This window comes from Mesorhizobium sp. CNPSo 4689, assembly GCF_057784325.1.
Genome location: NZ_JBWLUZ010000001.1, coordinates 29,575 through 50,698, shown reverse-complemented (window position 1 = coordinate 50,698; position 21,124 = coordinate 29,575). Strand labels below are relative to the sequence as shown.

The window sequence follows — 21,124 nt, the reverse complement described above, 5'->3', positions numbered from 1 at the left end:
ATTCAGACAGGAGGAGACCGACATGGGTTATGATCGCGGCAAGCTCGAAGCGTTGCGTCGCAAATATGGCGAAGGCCATGGCGGCGAGATGTTCGACCCGAAATTCCGCAAGGTCGCCGACAAGATCTTTTCAAAGAGCGGCACGCGGCTGGCGCCCTATTCCGGCATCCCGACCTTCCTTGCAGCACCCTATCGCGAAATTGCCGCCGACAATCCGGACTTCGGCGACCTGCAGGTGGCGATCATCGGCGTCCCGATGGATCTCGGCGTCACCAACCGGCCGGGTTCGCGCTTCGGGCCGCGGGCGCTGCGCGCCATCGAACGCATCGGCCCTTACAACCACGTCCTGGAATGTGCTCCAACGCATGAGCTTCGGGTCGCCGACATCGGCGACGTGCCGTTCCAGAGCCGCTACCGGCTGGAGACCAGCCATGAAGACATCGAGCGCCGTACCAACCAGATCGTCGATGCCGGCGTGATCCCGCTTTCAGTCGGCGGCGACCATTCGATCAGCCATCCGATCCTGAAGGCGGTCGGCAAGAAGGTGCCGGTCGGCATGATCCATATCGACGCCCACTGCGACACCAGCGGCCTGTTCGACCTGACCAAGTTCCATCATGGCGGGCCGTTCCGCAACGCGGTGCTGGACGGCGTGCTCGACCCGTCGCGCACCATCCAGATCGGCATCCGCGGCGCGGCCGAGTATCTGTGGGAATTCAGCTACGAATCCGGCATGACCGTGGTGCATGCCGAGGAGGTGACCGGCCTCGGCATCCCCGCCATCATCGAGAAGGCGCGCAAGATTGTCGGCGACGGCCCGACCTACATCTCCTTCGACGTCGACAGCGTCGATCCGGCCTTCGCGCCGGGCACCGGCACGCCGGAGATCGGCGGACTGACGACGCGCGAGGTGCTCGAACTGCTGCGCGGCCTCAAGGGCCTCAACATCGTCGGCGGCGACGTCGTCGAGGTGGCGCCGCAGTATGACGCGACCACCAACACCGCTCATGTCGGCGCTCAGATTCTGTTCGAGATCCTGAGCCTGATGGTGTTCAGCCCGGCGATCACGAGCAAAGGATCCTGACACTAGACAAATCGAAGGCGGCCGCCGCGCTGGAGCCGGCGGCCGGCCTCAAACAAACAAGCTTCCAGCAGGGGAACGACAATGACTTTTCACATGAAGCTCAAATCATCCATCGCCGCCGTGCTGATGCTCGGCGCGACCGGCTTTGGTTTCACCACGCAGGCCAATGCCGACGCGGTCGACGACATCGCCAAGGCCGGCGCGATCAATGTCGGCATCTTCTCCGATTTCCCGCCCTTCTCCTCGGCCAGCGCCGACATGAGCATCAAGGGCTATGACATCGACGTGGCGCAGGCCATCGCCGATTCCCTGAAGGTCAAGCTCAACCTGGTCAGCGTCACCGGCCAGAACCGCATCCCATATCTGACCGACAAGCGCGTCGATATTTTGATGAGCGTCGGCTACTCCAAGGAGCGCGAGCAGGTGATCGATTTCGCCGCCGCCTACGCCCCTTACTACATCGCGGTCATCGGCCCGGCCGCACTTGCGGTCAAAGGCAAGGAAGACCTCGCCGACAAGTCGATCGCAGTCAACCGCGGCACGCTGGAGGACACCTCGCTGACCGAGGCAGCGCCGGCTTCGGCCGACATCCGCCGCTTCGACAACTACAACGCCGTCATCCAGGCCTTCATCTCCGGCCAGACCCAGTTGATGGTGGTCGGCAACGATGTCGGCGCCCAGGTGCTGGCCAAGCAGGACGCGCTGCAGCCGGAGCAGAAATTCCAGTTGCTCACTTCGCCTTCGCATATCGGCCTCAACAAGAACGAGGACCGGCTGAAGCAGGCGGTCAACGACGCGGTCGCCAAGATGCTGGCCGACGGCAAGCTGGATGAGAGCTCGAAGGCCTGGCTGAAGACGCCGCTCAATCCCGACAACCTCAAGGATTGATGCCAGAGTCGTTGATACTTAGAGCGGCTCAGCTTTTGATGAACCGCCGGACCCGCTCTAAGTATTTGTTTTTACGCAATTCCGGACGGGACCTATCGTCATGGGCTACAGCCTCGACTTCGGCTGGCTTGCGGGTGCTGTGGGCGCGATCGCGCGCGGCGCGGCCACGACGATGCTGTTGATCGTCGTGACCACGTTCGTGGGAACGCTGCTCAGCATCCTCGGCGCGGCCGGCCGGCGAAACGGCCCGCTGCTGCTGAAGCGGGCGATTGGCGTCTATGTCGAGGTGATGCGCAACACGCCGTTCCTGGTGCAGCTGTTCTTCATCTTCTTCGGCCTGCCCAGCCTCGGCATCAGGCTCGATCCGATCCTGGCCGCCATGCTGGCGATGACGCTCAACATGGCGGCCTACACGATCGAGATCGTCGGCGCCGGGCTCGACGCGGTACCGCGCGGACAGACGGAAGCAGCACTGGCGCTCGGGCTCAGGCCACGCCAGGTGTTCGTCAAGATCGTGCTGCCGCAGGCGCTGAAGGTGATCTACCCGGCGCTGACCAGCCAGGTCGTCATCATGATGCTGGAATCCGCCGTCGTGTCGCAGATCGCCGTGCGGGAACTGACCTACGAGGCAGACATGCTGCAGGCACGCACCTTCCGCGCCTTCGAAACCTATTTCGTGGTGACGATGGTCTATCTGGCGCTGTCGATGGGCCTGCGCCGGCTGCTGGTGTCAGGCGGACGCCGCGTTCTGGGAGCCGGTGTGTCATGATCGAATTCACCTTCTGGGATATTCTGCGCAACCTCTTGCTCGCCGCGCGCTGGACGGTGCTTTTGTCGCTTGCCGCTTTCGTCGGCGGCGCGCTGGTCGGCCTCGTCGTGCTGTTCTTCAGGATCGCCAAAAACAAGTGGAGCCGGCGCATTGCTTCCGGCTACATCGCGCTGTTCCAGGGCACGCCGCTCCTGATGCAGCTGTTCCTGATGTTCTTCGGCCTGCCGATGCTCGGCCTGCGCATCGAGCCGTGGACGGCGGCGGTGCTCGGCCTCACCTTCTTCGCCAGCGCCTACCTGGCCGAGATCTGGCGCAGCGGCGTCGCCGCGTTGCCGCAGGGACAGTGGGATGCCGGCGCCAGCCTCGGCCTCCACTATCTGCAGGAGCTGAGGCTGATCATCCTGCCGCAGGCGTTCTCGATCACCCGGGCGCCGACCGTCGGCTTCCTGGTACAGCTAATCAAATCGACAGCGCTGACCTCGATCATCGGCTTCGAGGAACTGGTCAGGACATCCAACGCCATCAACAACGCCACCTTCGAGCCGTTCAAGGTCTACGGGCTGGTGGCGCTGATCTTCTTCGTCATGTGCTTTCCACTGACGCAATACGCCCGCACGCTCGAACAACGAGCGGCGGCCCACTGACGCCAGGCGGCGAAACAGTGTGTGAAGGGAACCCGCCGGTTAGCCGGCATCAACTGAGGAGAAACGAGATGAACAGACTGATCGGAAAATCCCTGACACGGCGCGGCGTGCTTGGCGCCGGCCTCGCAACGGCAGGCATGCTCGCCATGCCTTCGATCCTGCGGGCGCAGGACAAGTCGCTGAAGGTCGGCGTCTATGGCGGCTACTTCAAGAAATCCTTCGACGAGCATGTCTTCCCGGATTTCACCAAGGCAACCGGTATCGCGGTCGAATCCGTCGCCGAGCCGACCGGCGAGGCCTGGCTGGTGCAGCTCGAACAGGCGGCCAAGGCCGGGCAGGCGCCGGCCGACCTTTCGATGATGTCGCAGGGCTCAACGATAAAGGGCCAGTCGACCGAATTGTGGACGCCGCTCGATACGTCGAAATTCAAGCACTACAACGACCTGTTGCCCCGCTTCGTCAACAAGTATCCGGACGGCCGCGTTGCCGGCATCGGTGCCGTTGCCTGGTGGATCACGCTGGTCACCAACACCGATGTCTACAAGGACGCGCCGACATCGTGGGCCGCACTGTGGGACAAGGCCAACGAAGACAAGCTCGGCCTGCTGGCGCTTGCCTCCAACTCGTTCCTGCTCGAAGTGACTGCCAAGACCTTCATGGGCGGTACCAACGCGCTCGACAGCGAGGACGGGCTGAACAAGGCGTTCGAAAAGCTCGCCGAGGTCAAGCCGAACGTCCGCCTCTGGTACCGCGACGAGGCGCAGTTCGAGCAGGCCTTGAAGTCGGGCGAGATCCCGATGGGCCAATATTATCACGACGTCACCGGGCTCGCGGCCGCCGACGGCTTCCATGTCCGCTCGACCTTCCCCAAGGAAGGCGGCATCCAGGATTCCGGCAATTGGGTGCTGTCGCGCGCCTCGACCAAGGTCGACGAGGCGCACGCCTTCATCGACTATATGAGCCAACCTTCGATGCAGGGTCTCATGTCGCGCAAGGTCGGCACGACGCCGACGCTCAAGAAAGAGGTGCTCGACCTCAAGCCAGAAGAGTTCGCCGCGGTGTCGTCGGACATCGAGCCGATCATCCCGCGCTACGACCTCTATACGTCGAAGGCCGACTGGATCAACCAGAAGTGGACCGAGCTGATCGTCGGCTAAGCCGACCTGCATTAACCTGACCGGCCGCCGGATAGCCTCCGGCGGCCCTTGCAGTGCAATGCCTGAGAGGGGTGAGTCATGTCCGGATTGAACATCAACGCCATCACCAAGAAATTCGGCAGCTTCGCCGCCGTCGACAATGTCCAGCTCAACGTACCGCACGGCACTTTCGTGTGCCTGCTCGGGCCATCGGGTTGCGGCAAGACCACGCTGCTACGCATGATTGCCGGGCTGGAGGAGCCGACCAGCGGCGCCATCGTGCTCGACGGCGAGGACATCACGCCGCTGCCGACGCACAAGCGCAATCTCGGCATGGTGTTCCAGTCGTTGGCGCTGTTTCCGCATCTTTCTGTCGGAGACAACATCGCCTATGCGCTGCGCATTCGCGGCGCCTCGAAGGAAGAGCAGAAGAAACGCGTCGACGAGTTGCTGAGCCTGATCCACCTGCCCGGCTTTGCCGATCGCCCGGTGGCGAAACTGTCGGGCGGCCAGCGCCAGCGCGTGGCGATCGCCCGTGCCTTGGCGCTGTCGCCGAAACTGTTCCTGCTCGACGAGCCGCTCTCGGCGCTCGACGCCAAATTGCGCGAGGCCATGCAGGTGGAATTGCGCCAGCTGCAGCAGCGGCTCGGCATCACCACCATCGTCGTCACCCACGACCAGCGCGAAGCAATGACCATGGCCGACCTTGTCGTCGTCATGGGCCACGGCAAGATCCTGCAGGCGGCGCCGCCGATCGAAATCTACCGCAAACCGGCCGACGCTTTCGTCGCCGACTTCATCGGCATCACCAATTTGTTGCCGGCCGAAGTCGACAGCGCCGGGCGCACCACCATCCTCGGCACCGCCTTTCCCGGCCTTGCCATGCCGGCGGGACAAAGCAAGGCCTCGGTGTCGATCCGTCCCGAGGACGTGCATCTCGGCGCTCCCGGCGGATCGGCAATCACCGGCGAGGTGAGTTTCGTGCGCGATCTCGGCGGCACCATCGAGACCTTCGTCGAGGTCGGCGGCACCAGCATCATCGCCGTGACGACGCCGCGCGAGCGGCATGACGTGCCGGTCGGCGCCAAGGTCGGCGTCACGCTGCCGCCCGCAAGCTGCGTGGTGCTCGGCTCATGAGACGCGAAGCTCCAAAGTCGGTAGCCGACTACACGCCGCTGTTCTTTCCGGCGCTGATGCTGATCGTCTTCTTCGTCGTGCCGTTCTCGACGATGATCGCGGTGAGCTTCTTCAAGCGCAACCCTTCCGGCTTCTACACGCCGGATTTCGTGTTCGACAATTACGCACGCTTCCTGTCGATGTTCTTCGGCGGCGTGCTCGGCTTTTCGCTGATGCTGGCGGTGCTGGTCGCCGTCTGCTGCGTCGCCATCGCCTTCCCCTTCACCTATCTTTTGACGCGGCGCCCGCGCCGCGTGCAAACGCTGTGGCTGGTCGGGCTGTTGTCGGTGCTGTCGCTGTCGGAGGTCATCATCGGCTTTGCCTGGTCGACACTGTTTTCGCGCACCGCGGGCATCACCAATCTGTTCGTGGCGATCGGGCTGATGGACAAGCCGGTGGCGCTGCTGCCGAGCTTCGGCGCGGTGCTGACCGGCATGGTCTACCAGGCGCTGCCCTACACGATCCTGGTGCTCTACCCCGCCCTCGTGCGCCTCGACCCGACACTGCTCGAGGCGGCGCGCACGCTTGGCGCCTCGCCGGTTCGGGCCTTCTTCAACGTCGTGGCGCCGGCGCTCCGAAACACCATCGTGGCAACGCTGATCATGGTCTTCGTGTTTGCGCTTGGTTCCTATCTGTTGCCGCAGATTCTCGGACGGCCGCAACACTGGACACTTTCGGTGCTGATCACCGACCAGGCGATCTATCAGTCCAACATGCCTTTCGGGGCGGCGATGGCGGTGTTCCTGGTGCTGATCTCGCTGGCGCTGGTTGGAATGACGCTGCTCGTTGGACGCAAGGAGAACGCGCTATGACCGAGACCTGGCTTCGCCGCTTCTATTTCGGCCTCGTCGCCCTGTTCCTGGCGGCGCCGCTCATCGTCGTTGCCGGCGTCTCGGTCAACGAGAAGCAGGACCTGGCTTTCCCGCCGGTCGGCTTCTCGCTGGCGTGGTACGCACAGATCTTCACCGACCCGGAATGGCGGCTGGCGCTGATCCATTCGGTGACGCTCGCCGTCTGCTCGGCGGCGATCGCGGTGGCCATCGCACTGCCGCTGGCCTGGTTCCTGTGGCGGCGCATCGCGCCATGGGCGAACATTTTTCAGGTGCTGGGGCTCGCGCCCTTCATCCTGCCGCCTGTCATCACGGCGCTCGGCTTCCTCAGCTTCTGGGCGACGGTCGGGCTGTTCGGCCAGTTCTTCACCGCAATCATCAGCCACGCCATCTTCTTCGTGACACTGCCGCTGGTGACGCTGTCGCTGGGTTTTGCCTCGATCGACCGCTCGCTGGTCGAGGCCGCCGCCACCATGGGCGCCGACGACCGCACCGTCTTGAAGACCGTGGTGTTGCCGCTGATTCTCCCCTACCTCGTCTCGGGCTACGCCTTCGCCTTCGTGCTGTCGCTCAACGAATATATCGTTGCCTATATGACGATCGGCTTCACCACCGAGACGCTGCCGATCAAGATCTTCAACGCGCTGCGCTACGGCTACACGCCGACCATGGCCTCGGTGTCGGTGTTCTTCGTCGCGGTGGCGGCGCTGGTGTTCGGCGCGATCGCGCGGTTCGGCGACATCCGCAGGCTGCTCGGCGCGATGTCGTCCGACGGTAACTGAGCAATCCGCTCGAAGAAGAAGGCCGTCGGGCAACCGGCGGCCTTTCTGTTTCAGTGCACGAATGCCAATGACGGCGCGATCCGGTCGCGCCGTAGCCAGCGCGCCAGAAGCATTGCCGCCACGACGGCGAGGCCCGACGACAGGCCGATCCAGATGCCGACGCCGTTGAAACCGAAATGGAAGGCGAGCAGCACGCCGAGCGGCAGGCCGATGCCCCAATAGCCGATCGCGGCATAGATCATCGGCACCTTGGTGTCGTGCAGGCCGCGCAGCATGCCGGCGGCAACCGCCTGCGCGCCGTCGAAGATCTGGAACAGTGCCGCAAACGCAAGAAAAGACACGGCAAGCGCGATCACCCTGGCGTTGGCCGGATTGGCGAGATCGATGAAGGCGCTGATCAACAGATGCGGCCAGAGAATCATCACCAGACCCATCAGCGCCATGAAGGAGACGCCGATGACGAAGGCTGTCCAGCCGGCGCGGGAAACCCCTTCCGGATTGCCCGCACCATGGGCAAGGCCGACCCGCACCGTCACCGCCTGGTTGAGGCCGAGCGGCACCATGAACGAGATCGAGGCGATCTGGATGGCGATGGCATGAGCGGCCAGCGAATCCGCATCGATCAGGCCCATCAGAAGCGCTGCCGCGTTGAAGATCGTCACCTCGAAGGCGAGGAGGCCGGCGATCGGCATGCCGAGCCGAAGCAGGCCAGTGAAGCGCGGCCAGTCGGCGCGCCAGAAGCGGCCGAACAGACGATAGCGGCGGAACTTCTTCTCCAGCATCACCACCGCCGCCATGCCGCAAAACATCAGCGTGCTGGAGAGCGTCGTGGCGAGACCGGAGCCGGCAATGCCCATCGAGGTGACCCCTAGATTGCCGAACATGAACACCCAGTTGAAGAAGGCGTTGCAGGCGACGGCGACGAAGACGATGATCAGCGCCCAGCCTGGCCGTTCCAGCGCCGAGATGAAGGAGCGCAGCACGATATAGCCGTAAAACGGCAGCATCGCCCATTCCAGCCAGCGCAGATAAATGCCCGCCTGATGCGCGAGTCTCGGCTCCTGGCCCATGGCCAACAGGATTGCCTCGCCGTGCCAGAGCGCGATCCAGATCGGAATTGAGATCAGGATCGCCAGCCACAGGCCCTGGCGCACGGTGCGGCGCAGGTCGCGCACGGAATGGCGGCGGCGGCCGAGTTCGGTCGCCATCATCGGCGAGGTCGCCAGCATCAGGCCGAGGCCGAAGATCAGCGGCATGAAATAGAGATTGGCGCCGAGCGCGCCGCTGGCCAGCGTGTCCGGTCCGAGACGGCCCATCATCATGACGTCGGTGGCGGTCATGGCCGTCTGGCCGAGATTGGTCAGCACCATCGGCCAGGCGAGCGCCAGCGTCGCCGTGATTTCCTGACGCCAAAGGTTTTCCGGCGCGCGAGCGCCGGCTTCGATCGCAGACATTGTCCTGCTCTTTCCGATTGCGGCGCGTCGGCATCGGAGCCGGAAGCCGCATTGCAAACGGCAAAACCCTCGGTTTCGCGGCGTTTGCGCCGTCTATTGAACGAAATGCGACATGAAGGCAAGGGAGGAGGAGCGGGCAGCTATTGAGCCAGAGCTTGAGCGGTTCAGCGTTTCACGGAAACGCAGAACCGCCCTATCTGTTTGTTTTGACGCAATTCCGGACGGAAAACCGTTTCACACTTTTCCTGGAATTGCTCTAGCGGATCTCATCCAGCGCCCGCCGCTGGCGGTGCATCTCCAAAAAGATGCGGTAGTCGCGGTCGAAGCGAGTGCCGGCGGCCGGGTTGGCGGCGCGTTTTTTGCCGCCTTGCTGCATGGCGACGCAGGCGGCGTTGAGGTCGGGGAAAAGCCCAGCGGCGGTGGCCGCGACCATGCCGGTGCCGAGCAGCACCGCCTCGTCGGCCAGCGGTTCGACCACCGCGCAGCCGGTGGCATCGGCATAGAGCTCCATCAAAAGCGGGTTCTTGGTGTGGCCGCCGGTGACATGCAGCGTGTCGATCAAATAGCCGTTCTCGTTCAGCGCCTCCAGCACATGGCGCACGCCGAGCGCGATGCCGACGGCGGTGCGCCAGTAGAGCTTGCACAGGCTGTCGAAGGAGGCATCGAGTGTAAGCCCGCTGACGACGCCGACCGCATGCGGATCGGCCAATGGCGAGCGGTTGCCGTGGAAATCCGGCAGCACATGCAGCCTCGCCGCGAGACCTTCGCCCTCGGCGGCGCGCAGTTCGGCGACACGGCGGGCGATCCTGGCGTGCATGGCGGCGTCGGGCTCGCCGCCGGCGCCGTGCCAGCGGATGATGTGGTCGAGCAGCGCGCCGGTGGCCGACTGGCCGCCTTCCGACAGCCAGAGTTTTGGCAGTGCCGCGCCATAATACGGCCCCCAGACGCCGGCGAAAGGCTGCGGGTCGGGCGACATTGCCATGACGCAGGAGGAGGTGCCGGCGATCAGCGCCAGATGGCGGCTGATATTGCTGCCGTCGCCGGCAAAACCACCAAGCACACCGAGCGCGCCGGCATAGGCATCGATGACGCCGGCACCGACCCGGCATTTATCCGTCAGACCAAGCTCCGCCGCCGCTTCCGGACTGAGCGGGCCGATATCGGTCCCGACCGGACTTGCCTTCTCCGGCAGATTGCCGTGCTCGAAAAGATCGCCAAGACCGACCGTCTCGAAGAAGTCTCGCCGCCAACCGGTCTCTTCATGCGCGAGATAGGTCCATTTGGCGGTCAGCGTGCATTGCGAGCGCGCCAGCGAGCCGGTCGCCTTCCAGGTCAGGAAATCGGTGAGGTCGAATAGATAGCCGGCTTCATTCCATGTTCCCGGCAATTTGCGCTTCAGCCACATCAGCTTCGGCGTCGCCATCTCCGGCGACATGACGCCGCCGATATAGTCGAGCACGGCATGGCCGCTTTCCGTACATTCGTCGGCCTCGGCGATGGCGCGATGGTCGAGCCAGACGATGGTGTCCCAGCGCCGCTCCCCGGTCACCGACACGCTGAGCTGGCCGCCTTGCCTGTCGCGCACCACCAGCGAGCAGGTGGCATCGAAGGAGATGCCGACAATGTCGCCTGCCGCCACACCGGCCTTCTCTCGGGCGGCGCGCACGGCGACGCACACCGCCGACCAGATATCCTGCGAATCATGCTCGGCATGATCGGCCTTGGGCTGGTGCATGGCGATCGGGTGATCGGCGCGGCCAAGCAAGGTGCCCTTGGTGTCGAGAATGCCCGCGCGGGCGCTCCCGGTGCCGACATCGACCGCGCAAACGAAACTGTTGGTCAAGATGCTTTTTCTCTCGCTCCCAGGCCTGCAATCAGATCGGGCAATTGCAGCATGTCAGCGAATATAAAGTCCGGCTCACTCGACGCAAGCCGCGCTTTCAATGCCGGGTTGCCGGCATGCGAGCCGCCGGTGAAGGCAAAGACGCGCATGCCCGCCGCGCGCGCGGCCGCGATGCCGGCCGGGCTGTCCTCGATGACCAGGCATTTGCGCGGATGGGCGCGCATGCTGGCGGCCGCGTGGAGAAAAAGGTCGGGCGACGGCTTGCCTTTGGCCACCATGGTGGCGCTGAACAGATGCGGCTCCAGATGGCCAAGCAATCCGGTGACCTCGAGCGCGTAGCGGATGCGCTCGAGCGTGCCCGAGGAGGCGACGCAGGATGGCACGCCGAGCTTCGGCAGCACGTCCTTGATGCCGGGGATCGGCTTCAACTCCTCGCGGAATTTGCGCATCAATTCGACGCGCATCGCGGTCAGATGCTGGTCGGTGATGTCGAGCCCGAAGTCGCGGCCGAGGATCTCGCGGACGCTCTTCATGCTTTTGCCGAGGAAATGCTCGTAGGCGTCGTCTTCGCTGACCACGCCGCCGGCAAGCGCGATCATGCCGAGCAGGGCCGAGACGGAGAGCGCCTCGCTGTCGACCAGGACGCCGTCACAGTCGAAGATGACCAGTTCGGGCGTCATTCTCTGCTTCCGTCGGCGTCAGAGCTGGCCGGCGATATAGCGCGTCAGCGTCTGCCGCGCGCCGTTCGCCCACAAAATGTTGAGCGCATGGGCGAACGCTTCGGCGAAGACCGGCGAGCGGCCGACATCGCCATAGATGTCCTCCATGGCAAGCCAGGCGGATGGCGCATCTTTTGCCGCCCTGGACGCCGCCTGCAGCCGGTCCCAGCTCGGATCGTTGGGTTCGATGACGGCGCCGCTGTCGGTGGTGCCGAAGCAGTAGCGGCACCAGAGCGCCGATTCCAGCGCCAGCCCGGCGACGCTCTTTCCCGCCTTCAGCCGGTCGGCAATCGTCGGGATGATGAATTTCGGCTGGCGGTTGGAACCGTCGAGACAAAGCCGGCGAATGGTGTCGCCGATCTTCGGGTTGGAGAAGCGGCGCTCGATGAGCTGGTAATAGTCTTCAAGCACGGTGTCGGGAACCGGCGGCACGGTCGGGATGATCTCGTCGCGCTCCAGCTTGGCGAGGAAGTCGCGCACCAGCGGCTCCTGCATCGCTTCATGGACGAAATGGATGTCCATCAGCCCAGCCGGATAGGCGATCGTCGCGTGGCCGCCATTGAGGATGCGGATCTTCATCAGCTCGTAGGGAGCCACGTCTTTGACGAACTGCACGCCGACCTTTTCCAGCGGCGGGCGGCCGTCGGTGAAATGATCCTCCAGCACCCATTGCTTGAAAGGCTCGCAGAACACCGGCCAGTTGTCCTCGAGGCCGAAATCGCTGGCCAGAATGCCGCGCTCGCGGTCGGTGGTGGCCGGCGTGATGCGATCGACCATGCCGTTCGGAAAGGCGACGTTGTCGCTCACCCAATTGGCGAGGTCCTCGTCGATCAGGCGGGCGAGGCCGATGACGCCGTCGGAGGTGACATGGCCGTTGTGAGGGATGTTGTCGCAGGACATGACGGTGAACGGCACGACGCCGTCGCTGCGGCGGTGCATCAGTCCGGCCAGGATCAGGCCAAAAACGGTCTTCGGCGTCGCCCCTGGCTGCGCGTCGGCAACGATATCAGGGTGGGTCGGGTTGAACACGCCGGAGGCCGGATCGATGAAATAACCGCCTTCGGTGATGGTCAGCGAAACGATCCTGATCGCCGGATCGGCAAGCTGCTCGATGATCGCCGTCGCATCGCCTGGCGTCAGGAAGTCGATCATGACGCCGGTGACGCGAGCACTCATATGGCCTGAGTCCTGCTCGACCACGGTGGTCAGCCAGTCCTGTTCCTGCAGCTTGCCGCGGCCGACCTTCTCGCCCTCGAAGACGCCGGCGCCGACCAGCGCCCAGTCATGGCCGACGCCCTGATTGAACAGGTCGTCGAGATAGACGGCCTGGTGCGAGCGATGGAAATTGCCGACGCCGAAATGCACGATGCCGGCCTTGAGGGCGGCGCGATCGTATTTCGGGCCGGCGACCTTCGGGGGAAGCTTGGCGAGAGTGGAAGACGAGAGTTTCACGGTCATCTGCTTTTACCCTTTGGCCCAACCCGGCCTTCGCGATCCCGGCGTCTTCTCCCCGCGGAGGTACGGGGAGAAGAGCGCCTTCGCCCCTCAACTCATCCACTGGCCGCCGTCGACATTGTAGGTCTGGGCGACAATGTATTCGGCGTCCTCGCTGGCCAGGAACACGGCCATGCCGGTCAAATCTTCCGCTCTGCCCATGCGGCCATAAGGCACGCTCTCGCCGACCAGTCTCTTCTTCTCGCCCTTCGGCCGGTTCTCGTATTTGGCGAACAGCGCATCGACATCGTCCCACATATCGCTGTCGACGACGCCGGGAGCGATGCCATTGACGTTGATGCGATGCTTGATCAAATCGAGCCCCGCCGACTGGGTGAGCGAGATGACGGCGGCCTTGGTGGCGCAGTAGACGGCGACCAGCGTCTCACCGCGCCGGCCGGCCTGGCTTGCGATGTTGATGATCTTGCCGCCTTTGCCGCGCGCGATCATCGAGCGGGCGGCTGCCTGCAGCATGAACAGCGTGCCGGCGACATTGACCGAAAACAGCTTTTCGTAACTTGCCTTGGTGATCTCGACGATCGGCGCCAGGTCGAACAGAGCGGCATTGTTGACCAATATGTCGAGACCGCCTGTCCTGGTCTCGACCGTCTTCACCGCCGCCTCGATCGACGCGAGATCGCTGACGTCGAGCTTGACCGCATAGGCTTTCCCGCCGATCTCCGAGGCCGTCTTCTCGGCGGCTTCGAGGTTGATGTCGGCAATCGCCACGATAGCGCCTTCGCGCGCATAGGCTTCGGCGAAGGCCTTGCCGATGCCGCGCGCCGACCCGGTGATCAGCGCCGATTTGCCGGCCAGGCGCATGCTTACAGCGCCTTCCCGTCGGGGCCGAAGCGATGCAGCTTGGCCTTGTCCGGGGTCAGGTAGATGGTGTCGCCGTGATGGACGGCGAGCTCGCCATCGGCGCGCACCGTCAGCGGCCCGACGCCATCGGCCTGGACGTGCAGGAAGGTGTCGGAGCCGAGATGCTCGGCAACGCCGACGGTCGCTTTCCACTCGCCGGCCGTGGTCGAAATCTCCATGTGCTCGGGACGGATGCCGATCGTCTTGGCGCCATATTTGGCAGTCGGCGCGCCCTCGATCAGGTTCATCTTCGGCGAGCCGATGAAGCCGGCGACAAACAGGTTCTTCGGCGTCTTGTAGAGCTCCATCGGCGAGCCGACCTGCTCGATGTTGCCGGCATTGAGGACGACGATCTTGTCGGCCATGGTCATGGCTTCGACCTGGTCATGGGTGACGTAGATCATCGTCGTCTTGAGCTGGTGGTGCAGTTCGCTGATCTCGAGGCGCATGGTGCCGCGCAGCGCTGCGTCGAGGTTGGACAGCGGCTCGTCGAACAGGAAGGCCGACGGCTGGCGCACGATGGCGCGGCCGATGGCGACGCGCTGGCGCTGGCCGCCGGAGAGCTGGCCGGGGCGGCGCTCGAGATAGTTGGTGAGGTTGAGCACCCGCGCCGCGTCCTTGACCTTCTTGTCGATGGTCGCCTGGTCCTCGCCCGCCATTTTCAGCGGGAAGGCGATGTTCTTGGCCACGGTCATATGCGGGTAGAGCGCGTAGGACTGGAACACCATGGCGAGCTTGCGCTTGGCCGGCGCTTCGCCGGTGACGTCGCGGCCATCGATGTTGATGGTGCCGCCGCTGGTGTCCTCCAGCCCGGCGATCAGCCGCAGCAGCGTGGACTTGCCGCAGCCCGACGGGCCGACGAAGACGACGAACTCGCCATTCTCGATGACCAGGTCGAGGCCGGGGATGATGGACGTCGACCCAAAGGATTTGGAGACGTTCTTGAGCGTGATGTTTCCCATGGTTTCCTCCCGGGGATTGGTGTCCGACGTCCGCCTGCGGCGTTGTTATTTAACCGCGCCAAAGGTCAGGCCGCGCACCAGCTGCTTCTGGCTGAACCAGCCCATGATCAGGATCGGCGCGATCGCCAGCGTCGAGGCGGCCGACAGCTTGGCCCAGAACAGGCCTTGCGGGCTGGAGAAAGAGCTGATGAAGGCGGTCAGGGGTGCGGCTTCGGTGGTAGTCAGCCGGATCGTCCAGAACGCCTCGTTCCAGGCGAGGATGATGTTGAGCAGCATGGTCGAGGCGATGCCCGGCACCGCCATCGGCGTCAGCACATAGACGATCTCGTTCCACAGCGAGGCGCCGTCCATGCGCGCTGCTTCGAGGATCTCGCCGGGGATCTCGCGGAAGTAGGTGTAGAGCATCCAGACCACGATCGGCAGGTTGATCAGCATCAGCATGACCATCAGGCCGGCGCGGCTGTCGAGCAGGCCCGAGTCGCGGAAGATCAGGTAGATCGGGAACAGCACGGCAACCGCCGGCATCATCTTGGTCGAGAGCATCCACATCAGGATGTCCTTGGTCCGCTTGGTCGGCGAGAAGGCCATCGACCACGCCGCCGGTATGGCGACGAGCAGGGCCAGGATTGTCGAACCGACCGACAGCAGCACGGAATTCAAGAAGAACTTGAAATAGCCGCTCTGCGCCTGGACTTCGGAATAGCTCTCGATGGTTCCGGACGGGATCAGGGCGAAGCCCTGGATCGCCTCCTGCTCCGACTTGAACGAGGTGATGATCGTGTAAAGGATCGGGAAGAAGATCAGCAGCGCGACGATCCATGCGGCAGCGGTCGCGATCGTCTTGTGCTGGGTGGTGACTGCACGTGCCATCTTAGCCTCCCTTACTTGTCCAGGTTCTTGCCGACGGCGCGCATGGCGAAGAAGGCGACGATGTTGGCGAGAATGACGGCGATCACACCGCCTGCGGATGCCTGGCCGATTTTGAACTCCAGCAATGCCTTCTGGTAGACGAGGAAGGGCAGGTTGGTGGAGGCATAGCCCGGGCCGCCATTGGTGGTGACCAGGATTTCGGCATAGACCGACAGCAGGAAGATGGTCTGGATCAGGATGACGACGGTGATCGCCCGCGACATGTGCGGCAGCGTCAGATAGATGAAGCGGCTGACGAAGCCGGCGCCATCCATCTCGGCGGCTTCCTTCTGCTCGCCGTCAAGCGACTGCAGAGCGGTCAACAGGATCAGCGTCGCGAATGGCAACCACTGCCAGGCGACGATGATGATGATCGCCAGCATCGGATGCTGCCCGAACCAGTCGATCGGCTGCATGCCGAAGAAACGCGCAATGTCGGCAAAGACGCCGTATTGCGGATGCATGATCATGTTCTTCCAGACCAGTGCGGCCACCGGCGGCATGACGAAGAAGGGCGAGATGACGAGGATACGGACGATGCCTTGTCCCCACATCGGCTGATCGATCAGCAGCGCCAGCGCGATGCCGCCAATCACCGTGATCAGCAGCACGCTGCCGACGAGGACAAGCGTGTTGAGGATCGACTGCAGGAAGGCCGGGTTGGAATAGAAAAGCGCGTAGTTCGAGAAGCCGACGAACCCGTCGCGGATCGGGTTGAGCGGGTTGTACTGCTGGAAGGAGAACCAAATGGTGATGACCAGCGGGACAATCATCCAGACAAACAGCAGCACCACGGATGGCGCCATCATGAAGCGGGCAAGCGAGCGGGTCTGCTGAGTAGCCATGACGGTCACCCTCCAAAGGTCAGCCAGATTTCAGAGTTGTGCCAGAATTTCCCGGGTTTTGAAGGTGGCCGCCCGAACTGGGATTCGGGCGGCCCCTGCCGGTCATGATGCGCGACCGGCTTCGGCACCGGGAGGAGCCTACTGGATATAGCCGCCCTCGGTCATCGCCGCGGTGGCGGCGTCCTGGGCCTGTTTGAGGGCGTCGTCGACGCTCGACTGGCCGGCGAGTGCCGCCGAGAAGAGTTGGCCGACGGTGGTGCCAAGGCCCTGGAACTCAGGGATGGCGACGAACTGGACGCCGACATAGGGCACCGGCTTGACGGTCGGATGCGTCGGGTCGGCGGCGTTGATGGAGTCCAGTGTCATCTTGGCGAAAGGTGCCGCCTTCTGGTACTCGGGATTGGCATAGAGCGAGGTGCGCGTTCCGGGCGGAGCGTTGGCCCAGCCTTCCTTCGACGCGACGAGCTCGGCATAGCCCTTGCTGGTCGCCCAGGACACGAACTTCTGTGCCGCGTCAGCCTTCTGCGTGCCGGCAGGAATGGCCAGCGACCAAGCCCACAACCAGTTACCGCGCTTGCCGAGGCCATTGTCCGGCGCCAGCGCATAGCCGACCTTGTCGGCGACGGTGGATGCCTTCGGGTCGGAGACGAAGGAGGCAGCGACGGTGGCGTCGATCCACATGCCGCACTTGCCCTGCTGGAACAGCGCCAGGTTTTCATTGAAGCCGTTGGACGAGGCGCCCTCCGGCCCAGCGGCCTTCATCAGGTCGACATAGAACTGCAGCGTGTTCTTCCATTCCGGCTGGTCGAATTGCGGCTTCCAGTTTTCGTCGAACCAGCGGGCGCCGAAGGAGTTCGACATGGCGGTCAGGAAAGCCATGTTCTCGCCCCAGCCGGCCTTGCCGCGCAGGCAGACGCCGTTCACGCCATTGGCGCGATCGGTCATCTTCTCGGCGGCCTGCTTGATGAAGTCCCAGGTCGGTGCGTCGGGCATGGTCAACCCGGCCTTCTCCATCAGGTCCTTGCGGTACATGACGAAGGAGCTTTCGCCGTAGAAAGGCGCGGCGTAGAGCTTGCCGTCGACCGAAAGGCCGCCGGCGATGGCCGGGATGATGTCCTTGGTGTCATAGTCGTCGCCGAGCTTGTCGAGCGGCAGGAGCCAGCTCTGCTTGGCCCAGATCGGAACCTCGTAGGTGCCGATGGTCATGACGTCGTACTGGCCGCCCTTGGTGGCGATGTCGGTGGTGACGCGCTCGCGCAGGACGTTTTCCTCGAGCGTAACCCAGTTGAGCTGGATATCGGGATTCTTGCTGGTGAAGTCGTCCGTCAGCTTCTGCATGCGGACCATATCGCCGTTGTTGACGGTGGCGATGGTGATGGATTCGGCGTGCGCGGCGAACGCAAGAGCGCTGGCCGACAACAGGCCCAGTGTGAGCGTGCGAAGTTTCATCAAATTCCTCCCATAAACCAAGATGAGCATTTGCCTTGGCTGTGAGCAATTACTCACCTGGCGTTAATTATGTCAAGCCGGATTCGTTGCTGCATTGCAGCACGACGATGCCGCGCGGCATCGTGCGCCGGGGCGCTTGAGGACGTAGGATGATGGATGTTGCGGCTGCGAAGCGGCGGATACCGGCGACGAGCCGCAGAGAAAACTGGCTGCCTACTGGCAAGCGATCTCGGCTAGAACCCAGTCGCGAAAGGCGCGGATCTTCGGCACGTTGCGGCGCGCCTCGGGATAGACCAGCCAGTAAGCATGGCCGTCGTCGCCGACGAGGTCAAAGGGCTGGATGAGGCGGCCATCGGCAAGTTCGGTCTTGAACAGCGCTCTGGTCAGGATGGCGACGCCCTGCCCGGCGATGGCGGCATTGGCCTCGTAGGCTTGCGCACCCATGCTTGAGCCGGGACGAGCGGCAAGATCGTGGGACTGCACACCGGCAGCCGCGAACCAGTCCCTCCACCAGATATCGCTGGGATCGAGGATGGGCAGGCGCAACAGATCGGCAGGCTCGTTGACGCCGCCGATGCTCGCTGCGAGTTTCGGACTCAGCATCGGTGTGAAGTCGGCATCGAGAAGCTTGTGCACTTCCATACCCGGCCAGTTTCCGCCGCCCGAACGGATGGCGATGTCGATGTCTTCGCGAGCGAAATCGACGAGGCGGTTCGACGTGTCGAGGCGAACGGCCAACGACGGATGCGCGAGCTGGAACGAGCCGAGATGCTGCGCCAGCCAGTTCGAGGCGAAGGTCAGCAGCGTCGAGACACAGAGCAGGCCATCGGCCCCGGTGCGCGCGGCGGAATAGGCTCCGCTCAGCAGGGCGAACGCCTCGCTGACGGCAGGCGCCATGCGCTGGCCAGCTTCGGTCAGGACGATCTGTTTTGGCCGGCGCAGGAACAAAGGCCCGCCGACGCGCTCTTCCAGCAGCTTGATCTGATAGCTCGCCGCTGCCTGCGTCATGCCGAGCTCTTCCGCGGCCTTGGTGAAGGAAAGATGCCGCGCCACCGCCTCGAACACCCGGATCGCCTGCAGCGGCGGGAGTTGGGAAATCTGTCGTGGCTCGAGATTCGGCATAAGCCCTCCTTATGGGCCATGATCGACGTTTGATTGGAAGCAAGGGCCAATCGGGCCGATATCTGGGGTCGACGATCACTCTCGTCTAGACATAGCGGAGGCTGACGATCATGACCACGGTACAGGAAAAGCTGTCTTTCACGCCAGGCTACAGCTGGTTTTCGTGGCTGGCGCGTGGATTTGCGCGGCACACGGCAAAGCGGCGGGCCTACATCGACATAAGGGAGCTGTCGCCGCATCTGCAGCGCGACATGGGTCTCCTCGACGGCAACGACCCTCACGGACCGTATAAATAGGCTTGCCTGTCTTATGGAAGGTCAACTGGCGGCCAGCAGCGCGGTTGCGGTTCGCTCGTCGGTGATCAGGCCGTTGATCAGCCGCCGGTTCACCGCCGCCAGGATGCCCGGCAGCTTGCGCTCGCCCATGGCCAGCGCAATCACCAGCGACCTTTCACGCGACGGCAGCGCGGCCGACGACACGCGGTCGTTGGTGATGCCCTCGATCATGCGGCCTTCGCGGTCGAACACCCAGCCGACGATCTCGGCAATGCCACCGGCTTTCTGCAGCGCCTTCAGCTCACTCTCCGAAATGAACCCGTCCTCGTAGAGCGGCGCCTTCGGACCGAGATCGCCGATGCCGACGAAGGTGACGTCGGCCTCTGCCGCGAGCGCGAGGGTCGGCTGGATCATCGGCTGGGCGAGCAGCATCTCGCGCTCCTCCGGCGAAGAGGCGATGACCGGCAGCGGCATCGGGAACGAGCGCGCCTTGACCCTGTCGGCCATGGTGAAGATGACGTTGTAGAAGGCGGCCGAACCGTCGGGCGAGATGTTGCCGGTCAGCGACACCACCTTGTGCTGCGGGCACTCCATCGGCGGCAACTGCTCGATCGCGGCCTTCAGCGTACGCCCTGTGCCGATTGCCATGACGATCGGCGCCGGCGATCTCAGCCGCCTTTCGATCTCGGCCGCGGCCGCCTCGGCAACGCCGACGATGGTGGAAGAGGAGGTCGGGTCGCTCGGCACGACCTCGACCAGATCGAGCGCGAAGCGCGATTTCAGCCGCGCCGCCAGGTCGAGGCAATTGGCGATCGGGTGGTCGACGCGCACCTTGATCAGCCCTTCGGACACCGCCAGCGACACCAGCCGTTGTGCAGTCTGCCTGGAGATGCCTAGCGTGGCGGCGATCTGGTCCTGCGTGTTGCCGGCGACATAGTAAAGCCAGCCGGCGCGCGCCGCGTCGTCCAACCGGTTGCTGCCACCGTCCTGCCGCGAATTCACGTCCTGCCTCCCAAGCCCCGCTCAGTATGCAAGCGGGTGCTTTAGCTTACAAGGAATGGCGCCATGCGCAATTGTCTATCCAAAGGGCAATTGCTTACGCCGTTTGATGCCCTGACCGGGCACCGGGCACTGTGAGCCGGACCTCCGCGAAGACGCTGCAGCCTCATGAATATCGGGGATCGCGGGTTCGACGGTTTATCTCCGGACACAAACGCTTTATGGGGGTCACAAAAGGAGCCTTGCATGACGCCGAAAGCGGTTTTCTGGGATATGGACGGCACGCTGGTCGACAGCGAGCCGCTGCACGAGGCAGCCCTGGTGGCGGCGCTGCGCAGCGTCGGCATCGCGCCGCCGACCAATCTGCATGAGCGGGTGCTGGGCGTCGCCGCATGGCCGGTCTACGAGATGCTGTGCGGCGAGTTCGGCCTCGACCTGCCGTTCGACGACTGGATCGTGCGCAAATACGATCACTATCTGCCAATGGCCGAAACGCTGAAGCCGCGCCCCGGCGCGATCGAGATCTTCAACGAATTGCGCGAACGCGGCGTGCAGCAGGCGGTGGTCTCCAATTCCGACCGGCTGATCGTCGATGCCAATCTGCGCGCGGTCGGCCTGGTCTATCCAGGCATGAAGACGATCAGCCGCAACGATGTGCACGAAGGCAAGCCGCATCCAGAACCCTTCCTGCGCGCCGCCTTCCTGGCCGGCGTCGAGCCGGCTGACGCGGCGGCGGTCGACGACAGCCGCACCGGCGCCATGGCCGGGCTGGCGGCGGGAATGCGCACGATGTTCTGGCCGGAAGCGCCGATGGAAGGGCCGCCTGGTGCTGTCGTCATCAACAGCGCCGAAGATCTGCGCCGGGAATTCGGGCTTTAAAAAT

Annotated in this window: 21 protein-coding genes; 10 read left to right on the top strand and 11 right to left on the bottom strand. The window is 63.9% G+C overall.

Annotated features, from left to right (window positions below):
- The first annotated feature begins 22 nt into the window (after window positions 1–22).
- From speB to AC04SI_RS00235, 8 genes are all read left to right on the top strand, one after another.
- Entirely contained in the window at window positions 23–1,084 is a 1,062-nt protein-coding gene (speB, locus tag AC04SI_RS00270) for an agmatinase (RefSeq protein ID WP_404274743.1), read from the top strand.
- A gap of 81 nt (window positions 1,085–1,165) precedes the next feature.
- Window positions 1,166–1,972 (top strand): transporter substrate-binding domain-containing protein, encoded by an 807-nt coding sequence (locus tag AC04SI_RS00265; RefSeq protein WP_404274742.1) that lies wholly within the window; start codon window positions 1,166–1,168, stop codon window positions 1,970–1,972.
- Window positions 1,973–2,072: 100 nt separating this feature from the next.
- Complete coding sequence (locus AC04SI_RS00260) at window positions 2,073–2,741, top strand: amino acid ABC transporter permease (RefSeq protein WP_404274741.1); 669 nt, start codon at window positions 2,073–2,075, stop codon at window positions 2,739–2,741.
- Complete coding sequence (locus AC04SI_RS00255) at window positions 2,738–3,385, top strand: amino acid ABC transporter permease (protein WP_006201831.1); 648 nt, start codon at window positions 2,738–2,740, stop codon at window positions 3,383–3,385. Before AC04SI_RS00260 ends, AC04SI_RS00255 begins: the two co-directional genes overlap by 4 nt.
- Before the next feature lie 68 nt (window positions 3,386–3,453).
- Window positions 3,454–4,542 (top strand): ABC transporter substrate-binding protein, encoded by a 1,089-nt coding sequence (locus AC04SI_RS00250; protein ID WP_404274739.1) that lies wholly within the window; start codon window positions 3,454–3,456, stop codon window positions 4,540–4,542.
- 78 nt (window positions 4,543–4,620) lie between these two features.
- On the top strand, window positions 4,621–5,658 hold the full coding sequence (locus AC04SI_RS00245) for an ABC transporter ATP-binding protein (protein WP_404274737.1): 1,038 nt from the start codon (window positions 4,621–4,623) through the stop codon (window positions 5,656–5,658).
- Window positions 5,655–6,509 (top strand): ABC transporter permease, encoded by an 855-nt coding sequence (locus AC04SI_RS00240; RefSeq protein WP_404274736.1) that lies wholly within the window; start codon window positions 5,655–5,657, stop codon window positions 6,507–6,509. Before AC04SI_RS00245 ends, AC04SI_RS00240 begins: the two co-directional genes overlap by 4 nt.
- A complete protein-coding gene (locus AC04SI_RS00235) occupies window positions 6,506–7,309 on the top strand; it encodes an ABC transporter permease (RefSeq protein WP_404274734.1) in 804 nt (267 codons plus the stop codon). The genes AC04SI_RS00240 and AC04SI_RS00235 overlap by 4 nt, the downstream gene beginning before the upstream one ends.
- Before the next feature lie 50 nt (window positions 7,310–7,359).
- On the opposite strand, the gene AC04SI_RS00230 is transcribed toward AC04SI_RS00235, so the two are convergent.
- The 10 genes from AC04SI_RS00230 to gcvA form a co-directional block, all read right to left on the bottom strand.
- Window positions 7,360–8,763: an MATE family efflux transporter gene (locus AC04SI_RS00230; RefSeq protein WP_488473767.1), complete on the bottom strand. Its 1,404-nt coding sequence runs from the start codon at window positions 8,761–8,763 to the stop codon at window positions 7,360–7,362.
- Between the two features lie 256 nt (window positions 8,764–9,019).
- Window positions 9,020–10,606, bottom strand: a complete 1,587-nt coding sequence (locus tag AC04SI_RS00225) for an FGGY-family carbohydrate kinase (RefSeq protein ID WP_488473766.1) — start codon at window positions 10,604–10,606, stop codon at window positions 9,020–9,022.
- Window positions 10,603–11,286 (bottom strand): HAD family hydrolase, encoded by a 684-nt coding sequence (locus tag AC04SI_RS00220; RefSeq protein WP_404274730.1) that lies wholly within the window; start codon window positions 11,284–11,286, stop codon window positions 10,603–10,605. Before AC04SI_RS00220 ends, AC04SI_RS00225 begins: the two co-directional genes overlap by 4 nt.
- Before the next feature lie 18 nt (window positions 11,287–11,304).
- Window positions 11,305–12,783 (bottom strand): mannitol dehydrogenase family protein, encoded by a 1,479-nt coding sequence (locus AC04SI_RS00215; protein WP_404274728.1) that lies wholly within the window; start codon window positions 12,781–12,783, stop codon window positions 11,305–11,307.
- An 87-nt stretch (window positions 12,784–12,870) separates the two neighbouring features.
- Entirely contained in the window at window positions 12,871–13,641 is a 771-nt protein-coding gene (locus AC04SI_RS00210; protein WP_404274726.1) for an L-iditol 2-dehydrogenase, read from the bottom strand.
- Window positions 13,642–13,643: 2 nt separating this feature from the next.
- On the bottom strand, window positions 13,644–14,642 hold the full coding sequence (locus AC04SI_RS00205) for an ABC transporter ATP-binding protein (protein WP_192178251.1): 999 nt from the start codon (window positions 14,640–14,642) through the stop codon (window positions 13,644–13,646).
- A 45-nt stretch (window positions 14,643–14,687) separates the two neighbouring features.
- On the bottom strand, window positions 14,688–15,512 hold the full coding sequence (locus AC04SI_RS00200; protein ID WP_120011784.1) for a carbohydrate ABC transporter permease: 825 nt from the start codon (window positions 15,510–15,512) through the stop codon (window positions 14,688–14,690).
- An 11-nt stretch (window positions 15,513–15,523) separates the two neighbouring features.
- A complete protein-coding gene (locus AC04SI_RS00195; protein ID WP_006201819.1) occupies window positions 15,524–16,396 on the bottom strand; it encodes a carbohydrate ABC transporter permease in 873 nt (290 codons plus the stop codon).
- A 138-nt stretch (window positions 16,397–16,534) separates the two neighbouring features.
- Window positions 16,535–17,845 (bottom strand): ABC transporter substrate-binding protein, encoded by a 1,311-nt coding sequence (locus AC04SI_RS00190; RefSeq protein WP_404274723.1) that lies wholly within the window; start codon window positions 17,843–17,845, stop codon window positions 16,535–16,537.
- Between the two features lie 213 nt (window positions 17,846–18,058).
- Window positions 18,059–18,967, bottom strand: coding sequence for a transcriptional regulator GcvA (gene gcvA / locus AC04SI_RS00185; RefSeq protein ID WP_404274721.1), 909 nt, complete (start codon window positions 18,965–18,967; stop codon window positions 18,059–18,061).
- Between the two features lie 110 nt (window positions 18,968–19,077).
- Between gcvA and AC04SI_RS00180 the strand changes: the two genes are divergently transcribed.
- Entirely contained in the window at window positions 19,078–19,263 is a 186-nt protein-coding gene (locus AC04SI_RS00180; RefSeq protein WP_404274720.1) for a hypothetical protein, read from the top strand.
- A 21-nt stretch (window positions 19,264–19,284) separates the two neighbouring features.
- Here the strand turns inward: AC04SI_RS00180 and AC04SI_RS00175 are convergent, their stop codons facing one another.
- Window positions 19,285–20,244: a sugar-binding transcriptional regulator gene (locus AC04SI_RS00175; protein WP_404274718.1), complete on the bottom strand. Its 960-nt coding sequence runs from the start codon at window positions 20,242–20,244 to the stop codon at window positions 19,285–19,287.
- Between the two features lie 243 nt (window positions 20,245–20,487).
- Here AC04SI_RS00175 and AC04SI_RS00170 point away from each other — a divergent pair, with 243 nt between their 5' ends.
- Complete coding sequence (locus tag AC04SI_RS00170) at window positions 20,488–21,120, top strand: HAD family hydrolase (RefSeq protein WP_404274717.1); 633 nt, start codon at window positions 20,488–20,490, stop codon at window positions 21,118–21,120.
- Window positions 21,121–21,124 lie beyond the last annotated feature (4 nt).

What these genes read in the sequence shown, in the direction of transcription:
- speB (WP_404274743.1), top strand. Translation starts at nt 23, where the DNA reads ATGGGTTATGATCGCGGCAAGCTCGAAGCGTTGCGTCGCAAATATGGC.
- AC04SI_RS00265 (WP_404274742.1), top strand. Translation starts at nt 1,166, where the DNA reads ATGACTTTTCACATGAAGCTCAAATCATCCATCGCCGCCGTGCTGATG.
- AC04SI_RS00260 (WP_404274741.1), top strand. Translation starts at nt 2,073, where the DNA reads ATGGGCTACAGCCTCGACTTCGGCTGGCTTGCGGGTGCTGTGGGCGCG.
- AC04SI_RS00255 (WP_006201831.1), top strand. Translation starts at nt 2,738, where the DNA reads ATGATCGAATTCACCTTCTGGGATATTCTGCGCAACCTCTTGCTCGCC.
- AC04SI_RS00250 (WP_404274739.1), top strand. Translation starts at nt 3,454, where the DNA reads ATGAACAGACTGATCGGAAAATCCCTGACACGGCGCGGCGTGCTTGGC.
- AC04SI_RS00245 (WP_404274737.1), top strand. Translation starts at nt 4,621, where the DNA reads ATGTCCGGATTGAACATCAACGCCATCACCAAGAAATTCGGCAGCTTC.
- AC04SI_RS00240 (WP_404274736.1), top strand. Translation starts at nt 5,655, where the DNA reads ATGAGACGCGAAGCTCCAAAGTCGGTAGCCGACTACACGCCGCTGTTC.
- AC04SI_RS00235 (WP_404274734.1), top strand. Translation starts at nt 6,506, where the DNA reads ATGACCGAGACCTGGCTTCGCCGCTTCTATTTCGGCCTCGTCGCCCTG.
- AC04SI_RS00230 (WP_488473767.1), bottom strand. Translation starts at nt 8,763, where the DNA reads ATGTCTGCGATCGAAGCCGGCGCTCGCGCGCCGGAAAACCTTTGGCGT.
- AC04SI_RS00220 (WP_404274730.1), bottom strand. Translation starts at nt 11,286, where the DNA reads ATGACGCCCGAACTGGTCATCTTCGACTGTGACGGCGTCCTGGTCGAC.
- AC04SI_RS00215 (WP_404274728.1), bottom strand. Translation starts at nt 12,783, where the DNA reads ATGACCGTGAAACTCTCGTCTTCCACTCTCGCCAAGCTTCCCCCGAAG.
- AC04SI_RS00210 (WP_404274726.1), bottom strand. Translation starts at nt 13,641, where the DNA reads ATGCGCCTGGCCGGCAAATCGGCGCTGATCACCGGGTCGGCGCGCGGC.
- AC04SI_RS00205 (WP_192178251.1), bottom strand. Translation starts at nt 14,642, where the DNA reads ATGGGAAACATCACGCTCAAGAACGTCTCCAAATCCTTTGGGTCGACG.
- AC04SI_RS00200 (WP_120011784.1), bottom strand. Translation starts at nt 15,512, where the DNA reads ATGGCACGTGCAGTCACCACCCAGCACAAGACGATCGCGACCGCTGCC.
- AC04SI_RS00195 (WP_006201819.1), bottom strand. Translation starts at nt 16,396, where the DNA reads ATGGCTACTCAGCAGACCCGCTCGCTTGCCCGCTTCATGATGGCGCCA.
- AC04SI_RS00190 (WP_404274723.1), bottom strand. Translation starts at nt 17,845, where the DNA reads ATGAAACTTCGCACGCTCACACTGGGCCTGTTGTCGGCCAGCGCTCTT.
- gcvA (WP_404274721.1), bottom strand. Translation starts at nt 18,967, where the DNA reads ATGCCGAATCTCGAGCCACGACAGATTTCCCAACTCCCGCCGCTGCAG.
- AC04SI_RS00180 (WP_404274720.1), top strand. Translation starts at nt 19,078, where the DNA reads ATGACCACGGTACAGGAAAAGCTGTCTTTCACGCCAGGCTACAGCTGG.
- AC04SI_RS00170 (WP_404274717.1), top strand. Translation starts at nt 20,488, where the DNA reads ATGACGCCGAAAGCGGTTTTCTGGGATATGGACGGCACGCTGGTCGAC.